This is a genomic window from Dyadobacter sp., assembly GCF_051859145.1.
Classification (GTDB): Bacteria; Bacteroidota; Bacteroidia; order Cytophagales; family Spirosomataceae; genus Dyadobacter.
Genome location: NZ_JBHYGF010000278.1, coordinates 1 through 5726, shown reverse-complemented (window position 1 = coordinate 5726; position 5726 = coordinate 1). Strand labels below are relative to the sequence as shown.

4 protein-coding genes and 1 pseudogene are annotated in these 5726 nt (G+C 50.9%); all 5 read right to left on the bottom strand.

Annotation, left to right across the window (positions count from 1 at the left end; genetic code table 11):
- Positions 1 to 415: 415 nt before the first annotated feature.
- Positions 416 to 793, bottom strand: a pseudogene (locus tag ACTIE6_RS15980) (chromate resistance protein ChrB domain-containing protein).
- Positions 774 to 1037 carry a hypothetical protein gene (locus ACTIE6_RS15975; protein ID WP_439557590.1) on the bottom strand — a complete coding sequence of 88 codons (264 nt, stop codon included), beginning with the start codon at positions 1035 to 1037 and terminating at the stop codon, positions 774 to 776. The pseudogene ACTIE6_RS15980 and the gene ACTIE6_RS15975 overlap by 20 nt, the downstream one beginning before the upstream one ends.
- Before the next feature lie 21 nt (positions 1038 to 1058).
- Complete coding sequence (locus ACTIE6_RS15970; protein WP_439557589.1) at positions 1059 to 3323, bottom strand: DUF5916 domain-containing protein; 2265 nt, start codon at positions 3321 to 3323, stop codon at positions 1059 to 1061.
- Positions 3324 to 3641: 318 nt separating this feature from the next.
- A complete protein-coding gene (locus ACTIE6_RS15965; protein ID WP_439557588.1) occupies positions 3642 to 4613 on the bottom strand; it encodes a DUF1259 domain-containing protein in 972 nt (323 codons plus the stop codon).
- A gap of 86 nt (positions 4614 to 4699) precedes the next feature.
- Positions 4700 to 5726: efflux RND transporter periplasmic adaptor subunit (locus ACTIE6_RS15960; protein ID WP_439557587.1), on the bottom strand; the 1027-nt coding region annotated here is incomplete at its 5' end.

The window sequence follows — 5726 nt, the reverse complement described above, 5'->3', positions numbered from 1 at the left end:
TTCAAAATATCATCATTGAGCTGAAATTCAAGTTTTAAATGCCTGGGTTAAATTAAAAGATTGTACAAGAAGCGCCATGGTACCTCATTGTTCTTTCCATTCGCACATCTTAATTTAAATAATGCATATATCCCAGATAAATTCCCAGCTGGACCGCGAGTGACCAGGTGCAAGTTGTGCCATGGCCATTCGCTCTGGTACTCATCGTCCGTTGATCCAATAAGGCTCTTTGATCAGGTCACGGTGCATATAACCGATCAGTGCGACAGTGCCGCCAAAGCCAATGTGCCCAGCTTTAAAAGTATTTTGTAAGATCTGCCAGACTATATCTGATTGTCTGGTTTTGCGTTACGGTCTCCATACGTGTTTTTCCTTTTGAAGGTATTTTGCCCAGGCATAAAGTGCATCATACACTTTAAGTCCAACTTAAACATTTGATTGTCGCCTGTGATGGTATACGAAAGACCAGCCGAAATAGCCCATAGTCCGGCGGCCTGCGGGGCCATCTCAAGCTGTCAGTGTCAGCAGCCCTTACAATTATTGCAAGTTGATGGATTGCGGGATCACTTAAATTATGTTTGGCCACGATGTAATAAAAACTGCACTGGTCACCATAATGGGAATACTCAGCGCCGTCTATATCATAGGGGATAGCATTCAGTTCCAATACTTTATTGAAGACCTGATCTTTGGGGACATATTAAAATATCGCCTCCAGATCCAGGAAATTCTTTACAAGCCAGGGGCAGGCGATCCTATCGATTTTCGGACGTTCACGGGTGATCCATTTCATTTGTCAGTGGGTTGAGTGTGTGCCTTTTCCTGGTTTGACTTTTCTTTACCGAGAACCAAGGTGTGGTTTCCCGGCCGCCCACCGGGGCAACAGCCGCTTCCCGAGCCCTGCTGGTCCGCCCTTCGCAATGCGCGCCTGGGTGATCACGCGCGATGGGGGCGGCTACAAGGTCAGCATATTCAACCGCAGCAGGCGCAATGTGATAGACGAAGTGAGGTACTACGAGCGGGATTGACCGGGACATATTGACAAAAGAGGTTTTTGGTTACAGATTCAGCCAATACGTGAATTTGACCACCAAAGCCCGATTTTTGGGTTGCCAGGCCCGCATCAGCCGGTTGTCATCATCGAGGGTTTCGTACGCAAAGTAGTTATCGGTGTACACCACGAACAGGTCCGAGACGGGTTTGTACCGCCACTGGAACCGGTTGTTGGTGTTGACATTGTTTATCTGGTTGTTATACTGGACGTAGGCCGTTAGAAACAACGACCGGGTGAAGGACAGATCGACCTTGGGGCCGATCAGCAGCAGGTCCGATTGACTGTGGGGCGCGGGCAGCCGAATACCGTTATAGGTGAAATCAAGCGAGAAAACACCGTAAGGTTGCTGCCGGTAACTCAGGACGGTGTGCAACTGCGTGATCCGACCGTTGAAGTACTGCCCGTACCGACCGTTGAAACTATAGAAAAAAGGCTTCCTGACGTTGGACACGTAGGTCAGCCGGTGGCTGAAGTACAGGTACGACGTGTTGGCGGGAAGGGCAACCCCGCCGGTGTTGGATGGGTCGAAGGGCGAGAAAAGGTAGGTGTAATCCCATCGCAGAAACACAAAACTCAGCTGCGACTGGTTTTGCATCGTGATGCCCCCGAACAGTCCCGCGTCCCAGTCAATCAGGCGGTTCTGCCGTTTCCCATAAATAAAATCCCAGTTTGGCCCCAGGTAAAACCGGTTGATGTGCCGGCCCAGCCGCCCTTTCGGGAAAAGCACCCTAAAGACCTCGCCATGGAATTTCAGCAGGCTCGCGCGGGGGACGTACCCCACGTCGGCCCGGAAGTTATCGCCAATGTCGTAAACGCCAACCCGCCCGTTGACCGCCGGCTTGTCAACGAACAGCAGGGCACCCACCGCGTAGGGCTGAGCCGGCCGGTCCGGGCTGAACGAGCGGTGGTAGAACGCTTTGCCCCGCCACTGGTTATTGGTAGAAGCCAGGGAATATTCCAGGCCGGCGACCCGGTTATACGGTTGGGCGGCACCGGCTGGCATTATCCCGACGGGGTCCTTGTTTACCAGCAGTGCGCTCAAAAACGAACGGGTCGAAATCCGGCGCTGCACGGCCAGCATCCCGTAGTTGATCGGTGGCAGCGTGACAGAATCGGCCAGCGACCGCCGGCCCGTCTGCATGTTCAGCACCCCGACCCGCCAGTTCCGGTCCAACCGGCCGCTCAGCCGTAACCCGGCCAGAATCGGCACCCGCTCGTTGAACCCAGTGCGGGGATTGCGGACAAGGCCGATGCGCCGGGAGAAAAACGGGTTGGTGACGCTCGTGCCGAACGAGCCGAAGAGGTCGCTGTTTTCCAGGAAAAACTGCCGCCGTTCGGGGAAAAACAACTCAAACCGACTCAGGTTCGTCACTTGCTGATCGACTTCGACCTGCGCGAAGTCTGGGTTTACGGTCAGGTCCAGATTGAGCGAAGGGGTGACGGCCACCTTCACATCGAATCCGGCGTTGACGCCCCGTCGGGGAGGTATCCCCGACTGGTAATCCCGGCCCGTTTCGGCCAGCCCGTACGGAATCAGCGAGACGTTGGCACCGGGGCTGGGGGGGGGGTGCTCCCAGATCAGCCGGCCTGAAAACGCCAGCGCCTGTCCGGTGAAATTAAGGGGTATGGGTGCCCAGGCCGATTGCTCGTTGCGGGCGATGTCGCTGCGGATGAAGTTGATCAGCCACACGTCTGGCCCGTCCCCTGTCTGCCGTTGCTTGTAGCGGAGCGTTTTGAAGGGGATGGCCATCTCGACGGTGTAGCGGTCGGCGGCGTTGCCTACCCGGACGTACCACTTGTTGTCCCAATCGGTGGCAAACTCCTGTCCATTGGTGATCAGGCCCTCGCGTTGCACGCCGTACGGGCTTGCCGCAAAATTGAAGCCGTTGAGCTTATCGCCGAAGGGGTCGATGTTAACCTCAAACAGGTCTGACTGCCCGCGGGCAAAGTCGCGTTTGAGCGAAGTGACCACGTACCGGCGGGGTTGATAACATTCGGCGGCTATGTATAGGAACTCCGCGTCGAACAACACCCGTACGCGGGTTCGGGCACCGGCCCGGATGGTGTCATACGGGAAAAACTGCCAAAAGTTCGACACCGTGTCGGCTTTGTCCCAGGCGGCTTCATCCAGACGTCCGTCTAGCACAATCGGTCCGATAGACCGGCGGACATTCAGACCATAGTCGGCTTCGTTCACGCCGAGTGACTGGGCAAACAAACGGCTGCTCAACAGCAGGAAAAGGAAGGGTAAAACTGTTTTCAAGGTCATTCGACGGGCGCTTCTGGCCTCCTTTACAAACATCACTACTCAAAAACTAGTTGCGAGCATCTGGCCTTACTGGAACCCAGGCCCCCCGCTTGGGTACACCGAGGATTTTCCCATCGTACCAATACGGGCGCACTTCGGGGAGCAGAGCTATATTGGGCCGTATATCCTTTTTCAACCCCAGCGATACGCCCCCGATGTTGACAAAATTAGCCTTTGCGCCCTCCGTGGCTGTTGGTATCCCGAGGTGAACGTACCTGCCCATCATGGGCAGGCAATCCTGTCGATCCTGGGACGTTCGCGGGTAATCCAATTCATTTGTCAGTGGGTTGAGTGTGTGCCTTTTACTGATTTGCCAAGCACATCCAATGCCTCCCTAAAACCTTTGGCCAGTGTGGTGGAAGGTCCTCGCCCGTAATAATGAAGAAAAATAATTCTTGGGTTTTCTCCGAACATATGGTTATGAAGTGCTACCACTTCCAGGTTATTGGAGCGCAGCACTTTGATAACAGCGTTTACTTCTTCTTCCAGCATAGCAATATCGCCAGCCACATGCGCATTATCCTTGTTTCCGGCAAAACTTGCCCATGAGTTCAGACCTATGGCGGCCGTCATTTCTGCACCCATGGCCATCACTTTAAGATCATCCCGTCCAACTGTATATTTATAGGTTGGACCGTTGACTGTACCGGGGTATTTGACGATTGCATCTAATGCCGGAAGGTCAAATAATTCTTTTCCCGTGACTGTTGGTGAAGAAGGTGCAGGCTGGTTGGCAGGCGAAATTTTGGCATCCTTAATGGTTGCTGCAAATTTTTTAGCCAACTCTTCCGGTGTGCCCATGCCATGCATGTGCATGTAGAATATGCGTGGCTGTTCATAGAAAAAGTGATTGTGAATAGCCCCGATTTCAAGGCCGTTGGCATGCGCCGCTGAAATCAAGGGATTCACTTCTTCTTCCAGCAGAACTGTATCACTCATTAAAACGGCTGATTTCCCATCTACTGTTTTTTTGATAGACGCCCATCCCCCAAACCCAAATGGAATTGGAACAGGTTCACCTTTGACAGTGACTTTCAAATCGTTGCGTGGAAGCGGAGTGGTATGAACCGCTTGTCCTTCATTGTAGTTGCCTTTTTTGCCCATTGCAGCTTCAATAGCTGCAATCTCTTCCTTGGTAAGTGCAGGCGTTTTGGCAATCGTCGAAGCTTTCACAGCGTTCATACTCGCCAATCCGGCAACAGTAAAATAGGTGCTGGCCTTAAGCCAGTCTCTTCGTGAAAAGTAGTTCATAACTTGGTTTATAAAAGTGCGATTTAATTATTTTTTTAAGCTGAATAAAGGGGCTGATATTGTTTTTGATTTTAGAAGTATGTAAACTAATTTTTTACAGGCTTTGCGATAACCGAAACATCTGCTTTAAATTCCTCATTGGCTCTTAGTATCAGCGTATCTCCGGGCATGATATTGCCAAATACTTCAATTTTGTCTCCCAGATTAAGCCCCTGGTTTATGTCAATCCACTGCGTTTTCCCCTGCTTTATTTTAATGGCAAACTTTTTTTCCAAAGTGGTCACAATAGCGGATGATGGTAAGGTAATGCCTGGTTGCGAACGCTGAACAACTAGCTTGGCATCTGCATACATACCCGCTTTCAGTAACTTTTCTGGGTTGGGCACTTCAAATTCCCAAATTTCACTCCGAGTGGCATTGTCTATATTTTCTGATTTACGGACCAATTTGGCGTCAAATACCTTTTCAGGCATCGCTTTGGTTGTGAATTTGATGCTTTGCTTTTTCAAGCTGGTGCCCGTATATACCTCCGGAACAGCTACCCGAAGTCTTAGCCGGGAATTATCTTCAATTTCCAAAAGTGGAAGCTCGCCGGGGTTTCCCACAAAAGTCCCTTCATGTGCATTCCGTTTGGTTACCACTCCGTTAAAAGGTGCGGTGATCGCCAGGTAATTTCCCATTTGCTTATAGGTAGCAGCGGTGAAAATAGCGGCTTTATAATCCGCACTGTCTGCCATAAAGAGATTTTTAACTTTATCCAGTTCACTGGCTGCAATGACACCTTCGGTTTGAGAAGCAGAATAAATACGCTCAAAATTGTCTTTGCTGGCTAAATATTTAGCTCTTGCAGACTGGATCTTTTCGGTTACCTCGCTTAGACGCGAAGCAATTTCCGGCGCATCGATAAGAGCTAGTAATTGCCCTTTACGCACCCTGCTTCCGATGTCAACATTTATTTTTTTCAAATAACCCTGAATCTTTGAACGGATTTCTACACGTTCATAAGGCAGCAATTCACTGGGTAAAGTAATTTTTTTTTCGACCGAATCGCTTTTTGCAATATAAATCGCTACCGAATCTTTACCATCCGGGTTGGTTTCAGCGGTTTTGGCA

Excerpts from the sequence above, each read along its gene's own strand:
- ACTIE6_RS15975 (WP_439557590.1), bottom strand. The coding sequence starts at position 1,037 with ATGTCCCGGTCAATCCCGCTCGTAGTACCTCACTTCGTCTATCACATT.
- ACTIE6_RS15970 (WP_439557589.1), bottom strand. The coding sequence starts at position 3,323 with ATGACCTTGAAAACAGTTTTACCCTTCCTTTTCCTGCTGTTGAGCAGC.
- ACTIE6_RS15965 (WP_439557588.1), bottom strand. The coding sequence starts at position 4,613 with ATGAACTACTTTTCACGAAGAGACTGGCTTAAGGCCAGCACCTATTTT.